The organism is Streptomyces flavofungini, assembly GCF_030388665.1.
In the GTDB taxonomy this organism is placed as follows: domain Bacteria; phylum Actinomycetota; class Actinomycetes; order Streptomycetales; family Streptomycetaceae; genus Streptomyces; species Streptomyces flavofungini_A.
The window spans coordinates 5,647,624-5,665,997 of record NZ_CP128846.1 but is presented as its reverse complement, the minus strand read 5'-3'; the positions used below and the strand labels follow the sequence as shown (position 1 = coordinate 5,665,997).

Annotated in this window: 12 protein-coding genes; 6 read left to right on the top strand and 6 right to left on the bottom strand. The window is 73.5% G+C overall.

Annotated features, from left to right (window positions below; all coding sequences use genetic code 11):
- Positions 1-119 precede the first annotated feature (119 nt).
- The 3 genes from QUY26_RS24045 to QUY26_RS24035 form a co-directional block, all read right to left on the bottom strand.
- Positions 120-1,613, bottom strand: coding sequence for a DUF5719 family protein (locus QUY26_RS24045; protein ID WP_289950046.1), 1,494 nt, complete (start codon positions 1,611-1,613; stop codon positions 120-122).
- Complete coding sequence (locus QUY26_RS24040; RefSeq protein WP_289950045.1) at positions 1,610-5,413, bottom strand: glycosyltransferase family 2 protein; 3,804 nt, start codon at positions 5,411-5,413, stop codon at positions 1,610-1,612. The genes QUY26_RS24045 and QUY26_RS24040 overlap by 4 nt, the downstream gene beginning before the upstream one ends.
- A 258-nt stretch (positions 5,414-5,671) precedes the next feature.
- Positions 5,672-5,935 (bottom strand): WhiB family transcriptional regulator, encoded by a 264-nt coding sequence (locus QUY26_RS24035; protein WP_030363272.1) that lies wholly within the window; start codon positions 5,933-5,935, stop codon positions 5,672-5,674.
- A gap of 754 nt (positions 5,936-6,689) precedes the next feature.
- Between QUY26_RS24035 and QUY26_RS24030 the strand changes: the two genes are divergently transcribed.
- The 3 genes from QUY26_RS24030 to QUY26_RS24020 all read left to right on the top strand — a co-directional run bounded on the left by QUY26_RS24030 (position 6,690) and on the right by QUY26_RS24020 (position 9,825).
- Positions 6,690-7,193 carry a cysteine dioxygenase gene (locus tag QUY26_RS24030; RefSeq protein ID WP_289950042.1) on the top strand — a complete coding sequence of 168 codons (504 nt, stop codon included), beginning with the start codon at positions 6,690-6,692 and terminating at the stop codon, positions 7,191-7,193.
- 98 nt (positions 7,194-7,291) lie between these two features.
- Positions 7,292-8,248 carry a 2-phospho-L-lactate transferase gene (cofD, locus tag QUY26_RS24025; protein ID WP_289950040.1) on the top strand — a complete coding sequence of 319 codons (957 nt, stop codon included), beginning with the start codon at positions 7,292-7,294 and terminating at the stop codon, positions 8,246-8,248.
- A gap of 143 nt (positions 8,249-8,391) precedes the next feature.
- Positions 8,392-9,825, top strand: coding sequence for a coenzyme F420-0:L-glutamate ligase (locus QUY26_RS24020; protein ID WP_289950038.1), 1,434 nt, complete (start codon positions 8,392-8,394; stop codon positions 9,823-9,825).
- 291 nt (positions 9,826-10,116) lie between these two features.
- Here the strand turns inward: QUY26_RS24020 and QUY26_RS24015 are convergent, their stop codons facing one another.
- The 3 genes from QUY26_RS24015 to QUY26_RS24005 form a co-directional block, all read right to left on the bottom strand.
- A complete protein-coding gene (locus QUY26_RS24015; RefSeq protein WP_289950036.1) occupies positions 10,117-11,127 on the bottom strand; it encodes a DNA-3-methyladenine glycosylase family protein in 1,011 nt (336 codons plus the stop codon).
- Between the two features lie 115 nt (positions 11,128-11,242).
- On the bottom strand, positions 11,243-12,325 hold the full coding sequence (locus QUY26_RS24010) for an NDP-sugar synthase (RefSeq protein ID WP_289950034.1): 1,083 nt from the start codon (positions 12,323-12,325) through the stop codon (positions 11,243-11,245).
- A gap of 94 nt (positions 12,326-12,419) precedes the next feature.
- A complete protein-coding gene (locus QUY26_RS24005; RefSeq protein WP_289950032.1) occupies positions 12,420-13,841 on the bottom strand; it encodes a peptidoglycan recognition protein family protein in 1,422 nt (473 codons plus the stop codon).
- 148 nt (positions 13,842-13,989) lie between these two features.
- On the opposite strand from QUY26_RS24005, the gene QUY26_RS24000 reads away from it, so the two are divergent.
- The 3 genes from QUY26_RS24000 (at position 13,990) to QUY26_RS23990 (ending at position 18,339) form a co-directional block, all read left to right on the top strand.
- A complete protein-coding gene (locus QUY26_RS24000; RefSeq protein ID WP_289950030.1) occupies positions 13,990-14,742 on the top strand; it encodes a TIGR03089 family protein in 753 nt (250 codons plus the stop codon).
- A gap of 245 nt (positions 14,743-14,987) precedes the next feature.
- Entirely contained in the window at positions 14,988-16,295 is a 1,308-nt protein-coding gene (locus tag QUY26_RS23995; RefSeq protein ID WP_436840392.1) for an LCP family protein, read from the top strand.
- A 235-nt stretch (positions 16,296-16,530) separates the two neighbouring features.
- On the top strand, positions 16,531-18,339 hold the full coding sequence (locus tag QUY26_RS23990; RefSeq protein ID WP_289950029.1) for an LCP family protein: 1,809 nt from the start codon (positions 16,531-16,533) through the stop codon (positions 18,337-18,339).
- Positions 18,340-18,374 lie beyond the last annotated feature (35 nt).

Genomic DNA, 18,374 nt, shown 5'->3' with positions numbered 1-18,374 from the left:
GCCGAGCAGGCCGAAGCCCCAGGGGCAGCCCCGGGCCTCACTTCCACAGCGCCCGGCCTCACTTCCACAGCCTCGGCCTCACTCCCACAGCGCCCGGCCTCACTTCCGCAGCCCGGCCCTCACTTCTGCAGCACGTCGAGGTCCTGCTCGGCCTCCGGGACGGCCACCGTCCCCCGGTCGTCCGGAAGCGTCTGGATCGTGAACATGGGGATGCCGTTCTCCGGCAGCTCCAGCATCCGGGCGGCGTGCACGGGGCCGCCGGACTCGGTCTCCAGGGTGAGGGCGTAGGACCCCTTGAGGCCGGACGGGACCGGCGGGTCGACCGCGAGCGTCGTACCGCCCTTGACCGTGTACGTCTTCGTCACGGGCTCCCCCGCCTCCGTGCCCGCCGACGCGGTGACCTTCACGCGGCCCGTCTTCCCCGGGGCCACCAGGGAGAGCGTGGAGCCCTTGGCGCGGTTGTCGGCGACCGTGGCGCGGTCGCCGACGGCGCTCGTCGCCGGGATGAACGCAGTCTCCTGCTTGTCGCCCTTGCCGCGCGTGACCCGCAGCCCCGCGACCACGGGCACCGCGTCCTCCGTGGGCGAAAGGAGCAGCGAACCGGCCTCCCCCTTGGTGACGTCGCCCAGGTCGGCGGCGGCCGTCATGCCGGACTTCACGTGCAGCGTCCCGTTCCCCGCCGGGGTGATCGTGCCCGTCGGCGAGGCGAGGCGCACCTTCAGGTCCGCGTCGTCGGAGCCGGGCGCGAAGGCGACCAGGCGCACCGACGTGGCGTCCTTGGGGATGCCGGGCAGGACCAGGCTGGGGGCGGGGTCGACGGAGGCGGGCAGCCAGTCGCCGCCGAGCTCGTCGTCCGAGGAGTGCACGGCCGCGGCCACACGCCCGCTGCGCGCGGCGACGTGCATCGTGATGTTCGTGTACGGCTTGCCGGTGAGCGTGGAGAGCAGCACGGGGACGCTGGAGTGCGGCTGGATCTGGATGGACTGGCCGACGTCGGCCTTGATGGCGCCGTCGCGGCCGTACAGCTCGACGTCCACGACGGCCGCCGCGTCGTCCGGGTTGGTCAGGTGGATGTAGTCGCTGCGGCCCTTGGCGGTGCTCGCGCCGGGGAACCAGAACTCGGTGTCGGGGGCGACGCAGTTGGCGCCCTGCACGCCGCGCCCGGAGCCCGCGCTGACCGTGGTGGTCTGCTGGACGGTCCAGCCGGGCGCGAGGGCGCCGTCGGCGCTGCCCACGAGCGCGGGCGCCTCGGCGCCCGACTCCTCACCGGTCACGGGCTTGCCCGGGGACTTCTGGGTCAGGAACGGCTTGAGGCCCTTCGTGCGGTCCTTGGCGCCCTGGTGGGTGTCCGTCAGGACCTTGGGGGCCGGCAGGAGTTCGGCCTTGCCGCCGCTCGCCGCGCCCCCGGAGGAGGGCGTGAAGGCGGTGTAGCTCGTCTCCGCGAGGTCGGACGTGCTCGGCTCCGGGCACAGCAGGCTGGTGCGCTCCACGGGCAGCCGCTTCGCGGTCTTCGCCGCTTCGTCGCCGCCGTCGGGGGCGTTGACCGAGGCGAAGCCGGTGACGGCGGCCAGGGCGGCCGTCGCGGCGATCAGGGACACGGTGGTGCGGTTCACTGCTGGCTCCCGTCGGAACGCTCACTGTCGGGGCCGCGCGGGGGCCGCGGCGGCATCGGCGGGGACTGCGACGGCATCGGCGGGAGCTGCGCGGCGTAGCCGGTGTCCGCGGGGCCGGTCGGGTCCGTGGCGTCGGCCGGGCCTGGCGCGCCGCCGGGGCCGCCCGCCGGGTCGTACGTCTGTCCGTAGCCCGGCTGGGCCCCTCCGTAGGACCCGCCGTAGGCGTACGGGTCGTACTGGCCGCCGTGCGCCGCTCCGCCGGGGCCCGCCTGGTAGGGGTCGGCCTGGTACGGCTGCTCGTAGGAGCCGTACTGCCCGCCCTGGTAGGCCTGTTCGCCGCCGTACGCGCCGTGGTCGGCGCCCGCGGGGGCCGGGGTCTGCCAGTCGTCGTAACCGGGCGTCCCGTCCTGGTCCGGGGTGTGCTGGGCCGGGACGGCGCCCAGGCCCTCCGCCCCCGTGTCCCCGGCGTCGGTGCCGTCGGGGGCCTCCCCCTGGGCGCGGAGCCTGCGTGCCCTGCGGCCCTCGCCCGTGACGGCCTGGGCGGGCAGGACGGGCTCCTCGGGCAGGTCGTCGTCGACGTCCCTGCGCCGTCCGGGCAGGGCGAGGACCACCAGGACCACGGCGAGCGCGCCCTGGGCCCACAGCCAGCCCGTGTGGCCCGCCGTCGGTTCGTACGTGACGTCGAGGCGTCCCGCGGTCGGGGGCAGTTCGAAGCCCTGCGCCCAGCCGTCGACGGTCGTCCGGGTCAGCGCGCGGCCGTCCAGGGTGGCCGTCCAGCCCGGGTCGGCCGAGTCGGCCAGGCGCAGGACGCGGCCCTCCTTGCCCGCGGGGATGCGGGTGTGCAGCTCGACGGGGCCCGCGGCCACCGGCTCCGGGTCGCCGGACTTCGGCACGATGGCGGCGCGGGCGACCTGCCGGTCCACGCGCCACAGGGCGCTGCCGTCCTCCTGGCTGAGCCGGGTCAGGCCGGGGGTGGCGTCGAGGGTGCGGCTCAGCTGGCGGGGGGCGCCGTCGCGGACGAGGACGTAGCGCACGGCGTAGCCGCCGAGCTGGTCGGCCTGGTCGGCGCCGGAGCCCGCGAGGAGGCGTCCGACGATCCGGTCGAGCCGCTTGTCGGTGCCGTCGGCCGCGGCCAGCTCGGCGTCGCCCAGGCGGGCGCCCGAGCCGCGGACGAGGGTGTAGGACACCTCGGCGGGCGTGGCGCTGTCCAGGACGAGGGTGCGGGCCTGGTCCTGGGTGCCGCTCTCCTCGGCGACGAACGCGGGCACCTGCACCGGGTCGCGCCGCTCCAGGGGACCGTCGGCGCCGCCGATCATCCACCCGGCGGCGGCGAGCAGCGGGCCCGCGGCCGCGGCGAAGGCGATGAGCGCGGCCACCGGCTGCCGCCAGCCGAAGCTCTGCTCGGCGACCCGCGCGCGGGCCCCGTCGGCGCCGAGCGCGGCGGCGGCGAGCAGCGCGATGCCGTACGCGAGCGTGGCCGGGCCCGCCCACGCCGAGCCGTTCGACAGGGCCGCGAAGACCAGCGCCACCAGGGCGACGGCCCAGGCCGTGCGGATCGCCGCCTGCCGCTGGCCGCGCAGGAGCGCGCCGAGCGCGGCGAGGACGACGCCGATGAGCAGCAGGCCGCTGACGGTGCCGGGTCCGCCGGGGCTGGCGCCGAGCAGGTCGAGCGCCGACGCGGCCCCCGTGCCGTACTCGAGCCCGGCCTCCTTGAAGAAGCCGAACGGCAGCAGCGAGAGCGACCAGGGCGCGAGCACGAGCAGAGGCGTGCCGAGCGCGGCGAGGAACCGGAGGCCGTAGGCGGCGAGGTCGCGGCGGCGCACCGCGAGCAGCGCGAGGCCGAGGACGAGTGCGATGGGCCACACGATCGGCGTGAAGGCGGTCGTGACGGTCAGCAGGAGCGCGTACGCCCAGGTGGCGCGCCAGCTGCCGCGCGTGCCGTCGGGGGCGGCGAGGCCGCTGGCGGAGACGGCCGCGCGCGCGATGAGCGGCAGCAGGATCGCGAGGACGGCCGTGCCGATGCGCCCGCCCGCGAGCGCGCCCGTGGCGGCGGGCAGGAAGGCGTACGCGACGGACGCCCACGCGCGCAGGAGGCGGGACTGGACCAGCGGCCGGGACGCGAAGTACGCCGTGAAGCCCGCGAGGGGCACCGAGCCGACCAGGAGCACCGTGACGGCGAGGCCGCTGGAGCCGAGCAGGAGGGTCGAGAGCGAGGCGAGGAGCGCCAGGTAGGGCGGGGCGTTCCCGGTGCCGCCGATGCCCACGGGGTGCCAGCCGTCCAGGTACCGCGACCACAGCCCGGAGGCGTCGGCGGGCGCGGGCAGGAGCGCGCCGCCCGCGAGCGCGCCGCCGCCGAGCAGGGCGCGGCAGGCGATGAGCGAGACGAAGAGCAGCACGGCGAAGAGCACGGGGCCGGGCTTGCGGGCGACGCGCTTGAGGCGGGCGAACTGCTCGATCTCCAGGAAGTCGGCGTCGTCGCCGCCGGGGCCCGATTCGACGGCGCCGTGCCGTCCCGCGGCCGACACCTCGGGGTCGGAGCGGCCCACCAGATTGCTCGCGACCTGCTCGACGGTGGCGCGGACCGTGGCGCCCGGCGGCGGGAACAGCGGCCGGGTCTCGCTCGCCTCGACGACCGGCTTGCCGCGCTTCCTGCGTCCGGCGAGGATCCGCTCGGGCCGCAGCAACGTGCCGAAGAGTCCGGCGACTTCGTCGAGCGCCTGACCGGGTGCCTTGCCGACCAGGTAGGCGAGGGTGCGCAGGACCGTGCCGACGACGAGCCGCACGAAGACCCAGGGCAGCACCGCCGTGCGGGAGTTCACGAGCAGGGTGTACGCGGCGCCGGCCTTGTCGACGCGGTGCGGCGAGGTGGCCGTGCGGCCCACGCAGTCGACGGTGCGGCGCTCGCGCGAGGCCGCCTCGGCGTGCCGCACGACGGCGTCGGGGGCGACCAGGACGCGCAGGCCCGCGGTGTGCGCGCGCCAGCACAGGTCGATGTCGTCGCGCATCAGGGGCAGTCGCCGGTCGAAGCCGCCGAGCTGCTCGAAGACCTCGCGCCGGACCAGCATCCCGGCGGTGGAGACGGCGAGCACGGGCCGCACGTGGTCGTGCTGGCCCTGGTCCTGCTCGCGCCGGTCCAGGCCGGTCCAGCGGCGGCCGGAGTGGGCGATGGAGACGCCGACTTCGAGGAGCTGCCTGCGGTCGTACCAGCCGCGGAGCTTGGGGCCGACGATCGCGATGTCCTGGGTGTCCTGGCCGAGCTCGCGTTCGTTCTCGACGGCGCGCAGCATCTCGGCGAGGGCGCCGGGCTCGGGCGCGCAGTCGTCGTGCAGGAGCCACAGCCACTGCTCGGGCTCGCCGTGCGGCAGCTCCGGCATGTCGTACGTCTCGTCGCGCCAGGTGCGGCTCACCGGGTCCCAGCCGCTGGGGCGCTTGAGGTAGGGCAGTTCCTCGGGGGTGAGCACGGGTGCCGTGCGGACCGCCTCGTCGACGGCGGTGCCGAAGCCGGAGCGGCGGGCCAGGTGCAGCACGCGGTCGGGGCCGAGGGCCTCGGTGAGCAGGCGCGCGGAGTCGTCGGCGCTGCCGGTGTCGGCCGCGATCGCGTTCTGCACGGGGCGGTCCTGGCCGAGCAGTCCGGCGACGGCGTCGGGCAGCCAGCGGGCGCCGTCGTGGGAGACGAGCACGGCGGTGACGACATGCCGCGGGAACTCGGGTGGGCTTGCCGGGTCGAACCCGGCCGCGCGGGACGGGTCGAACCCGGCGGCAGCGCCTTCGCGGGCTGCCGGGTGGCTGTGCACGGACATCGAGGTACGGGCCCCGGTTCGCTGGACTGCGGTGGACGCCCGCGCCCCGTGGGGCGCTGTGGCGTCTCGGACGGGGCCCCACACTAACGGCTGGCACGACAACAGCCCGCCGCCTGTGGATAACCCTCGGGCGACGGGCTGTTCGTGGTGCGGTGACGGGCGGCGACAAGGGGTATGAGTGCCGCTCGAAGGGGGCAATGCGGAGGTTCGGGCACCGGTGGTCGTACGGCCCCGGGGCGGGGGCGGACAGCCACCGGGCTAGACGGCCGCCTTCTTCAGGCGGCGGCGTTCGCGTTCCGAGAGGCCGCCCCAGATGCCGAAGCGTTCGTCGTTCGCAAGCGCGTACTCAAGGCATTCGGAGCGGACCTCGCAGGCGAGGCAGACCTTCTTGGCCTCGCGCGTGGAGCCGCCCTTCTCGGGAAAAAAGGACTCGGGGTCGGTCTGGGCGCAGAGTGCGCGCTCCTGCCAGCCGATTTCTTCGTCCGCGTCCTCGACCAGCAGTTCCTGAACCAGCTCGGTCATGTGCGCCCCTCGTCTGTCTTCGCGTCCCCGTGATGCTGCCGTTACCGATTTCGGCTGAACGACACGAGTGAAATTACAAGTGTGCCGATCCGGGCCAGTCAAGCCGAGATCTGCTATTGGGCCCCTTATTCACTCTGCGGAACCAAGGCTTTGCGGAAAGTGTTCAAATCTACCTAAAACGTGACACTTCCCAGCGGCAGGTCCGCCGCCCGCCCCGGTACAGGCACTCGATGACAGGGACGCCACGACACTCACTCCCGTTGCATCGGCCATCACCGAAGCGAACCGGATCACATTCGGATCACAGGATCACAACGGCGGACGAGCGCCGGTTGACGCGCCGGTTGACGCGCCCGCGAGCGCTGGTTGATGCGGCATGTGTCCCAGGGGGCGACTGCACAAACCTTTCGCCGCTCAGGGGAACCGGATGAGGTGAAACATTGTCCACAATTCGGACGTCGAGTTGACACCAAGGGTGTGAGCCGCTGTCCTGGTGGGCATGCTCGCGAACTTGGCGCTTTCCGTGACCCGCACTGGCGGGTCTTCCGGTGCTGCCCCCGCGCGCTGTCGCTGTACGAGCATCTGTTCCAGCTGTTGAGGCACGCCTCCGGCTGTTGAGCCACTCCCCTCGTACGACTCCCTCGCACGGCCGTCGTACCGCTTCGTACAGATCGCCCGAATCACCCCTCGCACGGCTTCGTACGACCCCATCCTGCGACACCCCAGCACTCATACGTTGAGGAACCACCGCACCATGAACAGCGACAGCGACCTCCAGATCGCCGGCGACATCCTCGAAGTCCCGCACCTCCTGCAGCCCGCGCGCGAGCACCCCCTCACCGTCGCCGAGTTCGCGGGCCTCGCCCGCGCCATCGCCGCCGACCGCTCCCAGTGGGAGCCCCTCGTCCAGTACGACGCCGCCACCCGCTGGTACCACCGCCTGCGCACCGGACCCGGCTACGAGGTGTGGCTCCTGTCGTGGGTACCCGGGCAGGGCAGCGGAACCCACGACCACGGGCGCTCCAGCGGCGTACTGACCGTCCTCCAGGGCGAACTGACGGAGCGTACGGAGCGCGCCGCGCGCACCCTGGGCGCCGGCGCGCAGCGCGTCTTCGCGCCCGGGTACGTCCACGAGGTCGTCAACGACTCCCTCGAACCGGCCGTCAGCCTGCACGTGTACTACCCCGGACTCACCGAGATGCCGATGCACACGGCCCGTTGCGAGGCCCGCGCGCCGCAGGATCCGGTGACCGCCTGAACCCCCTGGCCGGTGGCCGCCTGAACCCCCTGGCCGGTGGCCGCCCGAATCCCGTGACCGCCTGACACGATGTCGTACCCGCCTGCGATGCTGGGCGCATGCGCATTGTGGTTCTGGCCGGCGGCATCGGCGGCGCCCGTTTCCTCCGCGGCCTCAAGAAGGCCGCGCCCGACGCGGCGATCACGGTCATCGGCAACACCGGTGACGACATCCACCTGTTCGGCCTGAAGGTCTGCCCCGACCTGGACACGGTGATGTACACGCTCGGGGGCGGCATCAACGAGGAGCAGGGCTGGGGGCGGACCGACGAGACCTTCAAGGTCAAGGAGGAACTCGGGGCGTACGGCGTCGGACCCGACTGGTTCGGGCTCGGCGACCGCGACTTCGCCACGCACATCGTGCGCACACAGATGCTCGCCGCCGGATACCCCCTCAGCGCCGTCACCGAGGCGCTGTGCGAGCGCTGGCAGCCCGGCGTGCGGCTCATCCCCATGTCCGACGACCGCGTCGAGACGCACGTCGGCATCGAGCTCGACGGCGAGCGCAAGGCCGTGCACTTCCAGGAGTACTGGGTGCGGCTGCGCGCCTCCGTCGACGCGCACGCGATCGTGCCCGTCGGCGCCGAGCAGGCCAAGCCCGCGCCCGGCGTCCTGGAAGCCATCGCCGAGGCCGACGTCGTGCTGTTCCCGCCGTCCAACCCCGTCGTGAGCGTCGGCACGATCCTCGCCGTACCCGGCATCCGTGAGGCCATCGCCGAGGCCGGGGTCCCCGTCGTCGGCCTCTCCCCCATCGTCGGCGACGCGCCCGTGCGCGGCATGGCCGACAAGGTCCTCGCCGCCGTCGGCGTGGAGACCACGGCCGCCGCCGTCGCCGAGCACTACGGCAGCGGACTCCTCGACGGCTGGCTCGTCGACACGGTGGACGCGGGCGCCGTCGAGCGCGTCGAGTCCGCCGGGATCCGGTGCCGGGCCATCCCCCTCCTGATGACGGACGAGGACGCCACCACGGCGATGGCGCGGGAGGCGCTGGCGCTGGCTGAAGAGGTGCGGGCGTGAGGGGGGCCGAGGGGACTGAGCGGGCGGAGGGCACCGAGGGGGCGGAAGGCACCGAGGGGGCGGAGGCTGCGGGAGCTGCTGGCTCCGCCGGGTCCGCTGGGTCTGCCGGGTCCGCCGGGTCTGCCGGGTCTGCCGGTGGGGACGTGCCCGGGTTCCGGGTGTGGGCCGTGAGGGGGATTCCCGAGGTGCGGCGCGGTGACGACGTCGCCAAGCTGATCGCCGTCGCCGAGCCCGCGCTCGCCGACGGTGACGTCGTGCTCGTCACCTCGAAGATCGTCAGCAAGGCCGAGGGGCGCGTGGTCGCCGCGGCCGACCGGGAAGCGGCCATCGACGCGGAGACCGTACGCGTCGTCGCCCGGCGCGGAACGCTGCGCATCGTCGAGAACCGGCAGGGCCTCGTGATGGCCGCCGCCGGGGTCGACGCCTCCAACACCCCCGCCGGGACCGTCCTGTTGCTCCCCGAGGACCCCGACGCCTCCGCCCGCGCCATCCGCCAGGGACTGCGGGACACGCTCGGCGTCGACGTCGGGGTCATCGTCACCGACACCTTCGGACGGCCCTGGCGGGCCGGACTCACCGACGTCGCCATCGGGGCCGCGGGCGTGCGGGTCCTCGACGACCTGCGCGGCGGCACGGACGCGTTCGGCAATCCGCTCGTCGCCACCGTCATCGCCACCGCCGACGAGCTGGCCGCCGCCGGGGACCTCGTCAAGGGGAAGGCAGCGGGGCTGCCGGTCGCGGTCGTGCGGGGGCTGGGGCATGTGGTCGCCCGCTGCGGGGAGGGGGCCGGGGAGGCTGAGGGGTCCGCGGAGGCCGAGAGGTCCGCGGGCTTGCGGGGCTCTGAGGGTGCGCGGGGCTCTGAGGATCCGGAGAGTGCGCGGGGCTCTGAGGGGGCCGAGGATTCGTCGGACGGTACCGAGCTCGGGGCTCGGGCTCTGGTGCGCAACGCCCGGGACGACATGTTCCGGCTCGGGACCTCCGAAGCCGTGCGCGAGGCGCTCTCGCTGCGGCGGACCGTTCGGGAGTTCACCGACGAGCCCGTCGACCCCGGAGCCGTACGACGTGCCGTCGCCGCCGCCGTCATCGCGCCCGCGCCGCACCACACCACCCCCTGGCGCTTCGTCCTCCTGGAGTCCGAGGAGTCGCGGGTGCGGCTGCTCGACGCCATGCGGGACGCCTGGATCGCCGATCTGCGGCGGGACGGGAAGTCCGAGGACGCCATCGCCCGGCGGGTACGGCGCGGGGACGTGCTGCGCAACGCCCCCTACCTCGTCGTGCCGTGCCTCGTCATGGACGGGGCCCATACGTACGGGGACGCGCGGCGGGACGCGGCCGAGCGGGAGATGTTCGTCGTCGCCGCCGGGGCGGGGGTGCAGAACTTCCTCGTCGCGCTGGCCGGGGAGCGGCTGGGGTCCGCTTGGGTTTCCTCGACGATGTTCTGTCGGGATGTCGTGCGGGGGGCTCTTGAGCTTCCTGGGGACTGGGACCCGATGGGAGCTGTTGCTGTGGGGCACCCGGCTTCGCCTCCGGCGGGGCGGGTGGGGCGGGAGCCTGGGGAGTTTGTCGCTGTGCGGTAGCGGTGGGGCCCTGTCCCCGTTGCCGTGGGACGGGGCGCCGCCGGATCGGCGCCTCGCGCCTCGTCCTCGATCTCCCCCAAGCTCTCAAGAAGCAGGGAGCCCCACGACGGGCTGAATACTTCACCGGGGCCGGCCTGAAGGTGCCCCGAGGCCCGGAGGTGACGGAGGCTCGGAGGTGTCGGAGGCTCGCGGCGGTCTCGGAGGCCTGGAGGTGACGGAGGCTCGCGGAGATGTCGCCCCGGTCGTCACCGTGCCTCGCTATCCCTCTTCACCGTGCCTCGCCAGCCCTCTTCACAGCGCCGCGATGTTCGTCTTGCGCATCTTCGGAGCTCGGCGTGGTGGTGTGTGACCGCTCAGGAGGATCAGGCGGGCCGCTCGGTGGCGTTGGCCCTGGTAGGGGGCGAGGAGTTCCAGCATGCGGGTGTCGTCGGCGGTGCGGTCGCCGGCGAGGGCGTAGCCGATGATGCCGGGGAGGTGGAGGTCGCCGACCGTCACCTCGTCGGGGGCGCCGTTGCTGCGCTGGACGGTTTCGGCGGAGGTCCAGGGGCCGATGCCGGGGATCAGTTCGAGGCGGGCGCGGGCCGCCACGGGGTCCATCGCCGCCGCCTCCTCCAGGCGGGGAGCCACCCGCGCCGCGCGCAGGATCGTCGACGCGCGCTTGTTGTCCACGCCAGCCCTGTGCCACTCCCAGGACGGGATGCGTGACCACGTGCGCGGGTCCGGCATCACGTGCATGCGGGCCTGGACGGGGGTCGGTCCCGGGGCCGGTTCGCCGTACTTGCGGACCAGGAGGCGCCAGGCGCGGTACGCCTCGTCCGTCGTGACCTTCTGCTCCAGGATCGACGGGATCAGGGTCTCCATCACCAGGCCCGTCCGCAGCAGGCGCAGGCCCTGGCGGCGGCGCTCGGTCTGCGCGACCAGGCGGTGACGGGGCTCGAAGTCCTCCGGGGTGTCCCCGGCGCCCAGGAGGTCCGGGAGGCCGTCCAAGGCCCAGTCCGCGCCCGGGCCCCAAGCCTCCGCCTCCGCCTCCGCCGTGTCCGCGCGGAGGGCCACGCGGAGGGTGGCCGGGCCCTGGGGGGTGCGGGTGGCTCGCCAGACGGAGCCGTCGGGGGTGGTGCGGAAGGTGGGGTCCGCGGGGCCCCTGCGGAGGGGGCCGAGGGTGAGGCTCAGGTCCAGGGGGGTGGGTGGTCTCCAGGTGCGGGTTGCCGCTGCGGTGTTCTGGCGGGGGGCGCCTTGGGGGACGATCGTTTCGCCGCCGCGCACGGTGGTGCGGGTGGGGCGGGGGGCGAACCGGGACGACATCCGTCGAGGGTACGCGGTGGCCTTTCCCCGGCCCCGCCCCTTCCCGAAACCGGGGCTCCGCCCCGGGCCCCGGGGGTGGGTGTCCCGCGGCGGGTGGGAGGGAACCCGCGCCGACCTACTGGTCGGAGGAGAAGCGGACCGCTCCCGCCGGGAGGCGCGCCTCGCACCACACGCGGACACCGTCCCGCAGCTCGTTGTCGGCGCCGACGAACGCCCCGTCGCCGACGACGGCCCCGGTGAGGACCGACCGGGCCCCGACCGAGGCACGGGCACCGATGAGGGAGTCGGTGATGACGGCGCCGGGCTCGATGACGGCACCGGAGAGGACCGTGCTGCCGACCAGCCGGGCCCCTTCGCCGACGACGGCGTCCTCGCCGACCACCGTGCCGCCGGTGAGCTTGGCCCCGGAGGCGACCCGGGCGGAGGGCAGCACGAGGCGGTCGCCGCAGCGGCCGGGGACGGCGGGCGACGGGGCGCGGCCGAGGACGAGGTCGGCGGAGCCGCGTACGAAGGCCTGAGGGGTGCCGAGGTCCAGCCAGTAGGTGGAGTCGACCATGCCCTGGAGGTGCGCACCGGAGGCGAGCAGGCCGGGGAAGGTCTCGCGTTCGACGGAGACGGGCCGACCCGCGGGGATCGTGTCGATGACCGAGCGCCGGAAGACGTACGCGCCCGCGTTGATCTGGTCGGTGACGATCTCCTGGGGAGTCTGCGGCTTCTCCAGGAAGGCGGTGACGCGGCCGGTCGGGTCGGTGGGGACGAGGCCGTACGCCCGCGGGTCGGAGACCTTCGTCAGGTGCAGGGAGACGTCCGCGTCGACGCGCTGGTGCTCGGCGACCAGGGCGCGGATGTCCAGGCCGGTGAGGATGTCGCCGTTGAAGACCAGGACGGGGTCCTGGGGTCCGGAGCGCAGCCGCGAGGCGACGTTGCGGATGGCGCCGCCGGTGCCGAGGGGTTCCTCCTCGGTCACGTACTCGATGTGGAGGCCGAGCTCCGAGCCGTCGCCGAAGTACGGCTCGAAGACCTCCGCGAGGTAGGAGGTGGCGAGGACGATGTGGTCGACGCCCGCCGCGCGGGCGCGGGCCAGCTGGTGGGTGAGGAAGGGGACACCCGCCGCCGGGACCATCGGCTTGGGTGTGTTCACCGTGAGCGGACGCAGCCGGGTGCCCTTGCCGCCGACCAGGAGGATCGCTTCTGTCACCTGTCGTCTCTGCTTCCTGCTGGGGCCGGCCGAGGTTTCGTGTCGGCCGGCCAGTGTATGCAGACGGAGGAACGGGGTTGCCGGGCGAGGGACCTCAGCGGCCCTGGAGGCGGGCCGACACGGACCGGGCCGTGCCGAGCTTCTTGTACAGCAGCCGCCCGGGGCACTCGGTGGCGAACCCGTCCCGGTGGCCGGAGATCACGTTGAGCCTGACGTTGCTGCCCTTCCGGTAGAGGTTGCCACCGCCCGACTTCAGATACGTCTTGCCGCGGGGATTCGCGCCGAACAGGCCGAGCTTCCACGCGGTGAGCTTCGCGACCGCGGTCACCGCCGCCTTGGGCGGGCCGGCGCTGGTGAACGTGCCGAGGACGGCGATGCCCATGCTGTTGCTGTTGAAACCGAGAGTGTGCGCGCCGAGGACGGCCTTGGCCACTCCCCCGGCACGGCCTTCGTAGATGTTTCCGCACTTGTCGACGGCGAAGTTGTAGCCGAAGTCGCGCCAGCCGCTGCTCTTGACGTGGTAGCGGTAGATACTGCGCAGGACGGAGGGCGCCTGCGAGCAGCTGTAGTTGTTGCCGGTGGCGCTGTGGTGCACGAAGGCCGCCTTGACGGTCCTGGTGTACGCGAAGTTCCGCTCGCGCAGGCTCTCGTCGGCGCCCCAGCCGCGCCGCGTGACGATGCCGGGCCGCGGCCCGACGTACGGCCTGGCCCTGGTGACGTCACCCCCGTGCGCGGCGACGAGGTCCGCCTGCGTGTGCGCCCGGTCGAGCGGGGTGACCGCGGCGGCGCCGAGCGGGGCGAGGTCGGCGTTCACGGCGGACGCGGCCGCGGACGCGGCCGTCAGCGGGCTCCCGGCCGCGTCCGGCAGCCCGGCCTGGACGCCGTCGGCCCGCCCCGGGGCTCCCTGCGGCGCCCCGCCGTCGTGGAGGTCGGCGGGCGGCGCCGGGTGCTCCCCGGGGTCGACGAGCTCCAGGCGCAGGCCCGCGGGCAGCGCCGCCCGCGTCTCGGGGAGCGCGCGCCCGGCTCGTCCGGTGGCCCGCCCGGCACCGCCTTCGGCGTCCGGCCGCACCCGCAGCTCGACCCCGTCCGAGTCCCCGACCCACAGGGGCGCCGTCGAGCCGCGGACGCGGCCGGAGTCGCCCTCGGCCGTGCCCGGGTCGGCCGCGTGTTCGTGGTTGTGCGTCTCGACCTCCTGCCAGGAGGACCAGTTCGTGGTGCCGGTGGCGCGGGTGCGGACCTGGACCCGGCCGTGCAGTTCGACGTCCGGGTCGTCCCAGACGACACCCACCAGGGAGAAGGGGCGTACGTCGCGGCGGCCGAGCCCCTGGTCGCGCGGGGCGGCGCCGCCCGCGCGGTCGGCGCCGAGCGGTCCCAGGGGCAGCGACTGGGTGCTGCCGGGCAGCGTCTCCGCGGCGGGCCGGGTGACGGCCGCGGTATCGGACGACGTCAGGGCGAGAGGGAGGGCGAGCGCCGTGGCGCAGGTGACACCGATCGAGGAAGCAAGGAATCCACGCATACAACTGATAGTTGACATACAGGCACATATCTGTCCATCGGGGGGCACACGGAACTGACGGCCCGTCGGCCCGCAGGGCGCCCCGCCGACGGGCCCAACTGGGCATCGGGCAGCGGCGACACGCCGTCGTCCGCGTACCCTTGCGGCCGTGAACGCCAACGACCGCACCCCTGCCGACCTGCTGCGATCCGCGCTCGCCGCGGACCCGGCGCGCCCGCTCGTGACGTACTACGACGACGCCACCGGTGAGCGCGTCGAATTGTCCGTGGCCACCTTCGCCAATTGGGTGGCCAAGACCGCCAACCTCCTCCAGGGCGAGCTGTCCGCCGAGCCCGGCGACCGGCTCGCGCTGCTGCTTCCCGCGCACTGGCAGACGGCGGTGTGGCTGCTCGCCTGCTCCTCCGTGGGCGTCGTCGCGGACGTCGGCGGCGACCCGGCGGCGGCCGACCTCGTCGTCAGCGGCCCGGACACGCTCGACGCGGCGCGGGCCTGCTCCGGCGAGCGCGTGGCCCTCGCCCTGCGCCCCCTCGGCGGCCGCTTCCCCGAGCCCCCCGCGGGCTTCGCCGACTACGCCGTGGAGGTGCCGAGCCAGGGCGACCGGTTCGCCCCGTACGCGCCCGTGGACCCCGACGAGCCCGCGCTCGCCGTCGGCGGCCTGGAGCTGACCGGCGCCGACCTGGTGGAGCGGGCCCGCGCCGACGCCGCCGAGCTGGGCCTCGCCCCGGGCTCCCGGCTGCTCTCCGACCGCCCCTACGGCACCTGGGACGGCCTGAGCGCCGGGCTCTACGCGCCGCTGGCCGCGGGCGGCTCGGTGGTCCTGTGCCGCCACCTCGACCGGCTCGGCGAGGGCGGCCTGGAGAAGCGGATCGAGAGCGAGCGGGTCACGGCCACGGCCCGCTGACGTCCGGGCGGGGCTCCACGGCGGCCGGGCCCGGGCCGCCCCGGGCCGAGGTGCCCCGCCCCGGCCCGAGGGACCCCGCCCCGGCCCCGCCCGAGCTCCGCCGCGGCCCCCTCGGCATCCCCCGTTCGGCCCAACGGAGCCCCTGGCCCGCAGGCCCCCCGGCGCGCGCCGGTCCATGGTCGTAAGAGCGCACAGAGCGAGCAGCGACCGCGTACCGACCGCAGCCAAGAGGGGTGGACCGCCACGTGACCGACACCGCGCGCACGCCGTCCGAGCCGGGCGAGGAAGCGGCAGGGGCCGCGTCCGCGCCACGCGAGGCCACGTACGCGCCGGGCGCGGGCGCGAGCCCCGTGGGGTTCGGGCCGCGCCGCCGCAGGCTCCGCTGGCTGCGCTGGGCCGCGCTCGCCACCGCCGTCCTCGTGCTCGCCGCGGGCGGCGTCGGCTGGGCCGCGTACACCAAGCTGAACGGGAACATCACCAAGGACACCGGCGCCGCGGCCGAGCTGGCGCGCTTCGAGGCGGAGCGGCCGACGCCGCTCGTGCACGACGCCCAGAACATCCTGCTCATCGGCTCCGACTCGCGCGCCGGGCGCGACAACCGCAAGTACGGCCGCGACCCCGGCACCCAGCGCTCGGACACCACGATCCTGCTGCACCTGGCCGCGGACCGGCAGAGCGCGACCGCCGTGTCGCTGCCGCGCGACCTGATGGTGGACATCCCGAGCTGCCGCCGCCCGGACGGCTCCCGCACCCGCGCCCAATTCGCCCAGTTCAACTGGGCGTTCGAGTTCGGCGGCACGGCCTGCACGATCCGCACGGTGGAGAAGCTCACCGACATCCGGATCGACCACCACATGGTCGTGGACTTCGCCGGGTTCAAGGACATGGTGGACGCCGTCGACGGGGTGCGGGTCTGCCTGGAGGAGCCCGTCGACGACCGCGCCGCCAAGATCCGGCTGCCCGCGGGACCGCAGACCCTCGACGGCGAGCAGGCCCTCGGTTACGTACGCGCCCGCAAGTCGCTCGGCAACGGCAGCGACACCGACCGCATGGACCGCCAGCAGGAGTTCCTGGCCGCGCTCGTCAACAAGGTGCGCGGCAACGACGTCCTGCTGAATCCCGTGAAGCTCTATCCCGTTCTGGACGCGGCCACGTCCTCGCTGACGACGGACCCGGGTCTGGCGAGTCTGCGTGGTTTGTACGAACTGGTGCGCGGGGTGCGCAATATCCCCACAGAACGGGTTCAATTCCTCACCGTGCCACGGCGTTCCTACGCCTATGACGCGAATCGCGACGAGTTGGTCGAGCCCGCCGCGAAGGAACTCTTCACGCGGCTGCGCAAGGACGAGCCGGTGCGCGTGACACACGACGCCACGGCGGCCGCGTACGAGGGGAAGGCTTCCACGGCGTACGAGGACGGCTCCGAAGAGACGTACGACGAAGACGAATCCACGTACGAGGGCGGCGACGAGAAGCCCGACGACCCGAGTCATACGCCGAGCCCCGCGCCCACATTCCGGGGCAACACGGCCGACCGGACCAGCTGCGAGTAGAACCGGCGGGACCGCGAAGGGCCCTTCACCAAAGAAATTGGGTGGATTGCCCAGTTGTAGGTGCCCCAAGGGGGAGTGGAATTTGTCACCGGCGTCGTTGGACGCTGAACTGGGCGGATAGTGTGAGCCGATCCGGTGCCCGGTCTTCGCGACCGCGCACCGTTGTACGACTGACCGAGCGCCTTCTTGAGGGGGGAAAGGCGCCGCGTGGCCCTGACGGAGGACGCAAACAACCGTGGACGCGCAAGGCCGTGGGCGGGCTGATGACATCGACCCCGCAGACCAGTGGGTACTGAATCCGCAGACAGGCGACTACGAACTGCGACTGAGTCCTTCCGCAGGGCAGTCGGCGCCGCCTGGAGTTCCCGGACCCCGTGGTGCCGCACCCCGGCCGTCGGGGCGCGGCTCCGAGCGCCCCGACGGCCGTGAGCGCGGCCGGGACCAGGGACGCGAGCCCGGCCGTGACCACGGACGCCGGCAGGGGTCCGAGCACGGCAGCCGGGAGCACGGCCGCGAGCAGGTGCCGGGCCAGCGCAGGCGGCACGGCGCGCCGGAGCCGGCCGCGGGCCGGCGGGGCACCAGGCGGCCCAAGAAGAAAAAGAACACGGGCAAGAAGATCGCCATCTGGACGGGCGGCACGGTTGCCTTCGTGGTCGTCGTAGCGGCGGTCGGCGGCTACCTCTACTACCAGCACCTGAACGACAACATCACCGCCGTCTCCGACGACGGCGCGGGCACCGGCGGGTTCAGCAAGGACCGCGCCATCAACATCCTGCTCGTCGGCACGGACAAGCGCAGCGGCGACGGCAACGAGGGCTACGGCGACGAGGGCAGCGTCGGCCACGCCGACACCACCCTCCTGCTGCACGTCTCCAAGGACCGCTCCAACGCGACCGCGTTGAGCATCCCGCGCGACTTGATCACGGACATTCCGGACTGCCCCACCAAGCAGGACGACGGCTCCACGAAGGTCATCCCCGGCTCGCAGCAGGTCCGCTTCAACGAGAGCCTCGGTCAGAGCGAGCGCACGCCGAGCTGCGTCATGCGCACGGTCACCGAGATCACCGGCATAGAGCTCGACCACTTCATGGTGGCCGACTTCAACGCGGTCAAGACGCTGTCCAGCGCGGTCGACGGCGTCGAAGTGTGCCTCGCCAAGGACATCGACGACCCGGATTCGCATCTGAAGCTGGCCAAGGGCAAGCACACGATCGAGGGCGAGGAGGCGCTGGCGTTCGTGCGCACCCGGCACTCCGTGGGCAACGGCGGCGACCTCAGCCGGATCGAGCTGCAGCAGCAGTTCCTCAGCTCGCTGATGCGCAAGCTGAAGTCCGGGGGCACGCTGACCAGCCCGAAGAAGATGATAAGTCTGGCGGAGGCGGGCACGAAGGCGCTGACCGTCGACTCCAAGATCGCCGACATAATGAAACTCCGTGACCTCGGCATGGAGCTCGGCAAGCTCGACATGAAGAACCTGACCTTCGCGACGACCCCGGTGGTGGACAACCCCGCCGAGAAGAAGCCCGTCACGGTCGTGCTCAACAAGGCCAAGTCCGACGAGCTGTTCTCGATGATGCGCGAGGACGTGTCGCTGACCGAGGTCAAGAAGAAGGAGAAGAAGGAGAAGGCCGCGGTGGCCGCCCGCCTCAAGGGCCCCAAGGCCGACCCCGCCGACGTCCGCGTCGACATCTACAACGGCAGCGGGAAGACGGGCGCCGCTCAGGCGACCCTCGCCTGGCTGCAGAACAACGAGGGTGTGACGAAGTCCAGCCAGCTCGGCAACGCGCCGAAGAACCTGGGCAAGACCACCCTGGAGTACGGCAAGGGCGAGGCCGACCAGGCGCGGCGGCTCGCCGAGCTGATGGGGCTGCCCGGGTCGGCGCTGAAGCCGGGCGAGAGCGAGAAGAACGCGCAGGGGCTGCCCGCGATGGTGCTGACCCTGGGGGCCGACTTCAAGGGCGCGGGGGTGCCCATAAGTGCTCCGTCGAAGGCACCGGACGGCATTCAGAAGGTCGGTGCCGACAAATCCGTGTGTGCCAAGTGACCTGAGACAGTTGTTTGACGTCTCACAGAACGCCA